Source organism: Kineococcus glutinatus, from assembly GCF_039542765.1.
Classification (GTDB): domain Bacteria; phylum Actinomycetota; class Actinomycetes; order Actinomycetales; family Kineococcaceae; genus Kineococcus_A; species Kineococcus_A glutinatus.
The window spans coordinates 1-1,130 of the sequence record NZ_BAABIL010000930.1 but is presented as its reverse complement, the minus strand read 5'-3'; the positions used below and the strand labels follow the sequence as shown (position 1 = coordinate 1,130).

Annotated in this window: 1 protein-coding gene and 1 pseudogene; both read left to right on the top strand. The window is 79.5% G+C overall.

Features of this window, described 5'->3' with window-relative positions; genetic code table 11:
- Positions 1 to 204 (top strand): annotated as a pseudogene (locus tag ABEB16_RS22645) (hypothetical protein); the annotation flags it as partial.
- A gap of 206 nt (positions 205 to 410) precedes the next feature.
- Positions 411 to 1,130, top strand: a 720-nt coding sequence (locus ABEB16_RS22640) for an Hsp20/alpha crystallin family protein (RefSeq protein ID WP_345714392.1), incomplete at its 3' end; no start/stop codon positions are given.

Sequence of the window (1,130 nt, the reverse complement as noted above, 5' to 3'; positions counted from 1 at the left end):
CCCGGGTCGGCGGTCGCCGCGGCACCGGCCCGGGCCGGGCGGGTGGGGGCGCTGCGCCCGACCACGGCGCTGTCCGTCGCGCTCGCGCTGCTGGCCACCGCCGCCGCCGAGGGCACCGTCGCCGAGGTCGTCAACACCGGCCACCTGGGCGCGCAGGCGACGTGGGGCTACGTGGCGGACCTGCCGGCCCCGACCGGCGGCTGAGCCCGCCGGGCCGGGCACGCCCACCCCGCACGCCCACCCCGCACGCCCGGGGCGGGACCCTGGCGCGGCGGAGGTGACCACGGGTGATCACGACACGGTCACGCGTGGTTTACCCGGCGCCGGCGCGGGTACGAGATCACCGGGCACCGCTGGAGACCGGCGCAACCAGCCGGTGGACGGCACTCCACCTCGTCCCGGGACCGGTGATGAGCGAAACATCGCAGCAGGACGCCTCGCCGTCGCAGCCTGCCGAGGCCACCGTGCGCGCGCAGCGGCGCGAGCAGGTCCTCTTCGAGCGCGAGCGCGCCACGGCCCGCCGCCGGGCCCAGCGCGGCGGCCGCGCCCACCCGAGCGTGGCCGGGGAGCAGGTCGACGCCGGCTGGTGGGCGGTGCAGCAGGTGCGCGCCGACGGCGAGGGCGACGGCCGGCTCGGTGAGGCGCACCCGCACGTGCGCGACCTGCCCGCCGGCAGCGTGCCCGCCGAGCCGGAGCTGCTCGAGCGCGCCCCCGTGCCGCCACCGGTGCCCGACGCCGGCGGCGGGGAGACGGTGACGGTGCCGGTGACGATGCCCCTGACGGTGCCGGTGGACCTGTGGCAGGTGCCCGGCGGCTACGTGGTGGCCCTGGACCTGCCCGGCATCGACCCCACCAGCACCCGCCTGGCCCTCACCGGTGGGTCCCTCACCGTGCGCGCCGAGCGCACCCCACCGCCGGCGCGCGGGCGCACCGCGCTGCTGCTGGAACGACCGCACGGCACCGTCACCCGGCAGGTGGTCCTGCCCGAGGGCGTGCAGGTGCACACCGGCGCGGTGGACTACCGCGACGGGGTGCTGCTCGTCACCCTCACCGACGTGCGCGCGCCGGGCGCGCCCCCACCCGCGCAGGAGCCGGCGCGGCGCATCGACCTGGCCGGCGACGAGCGCCCG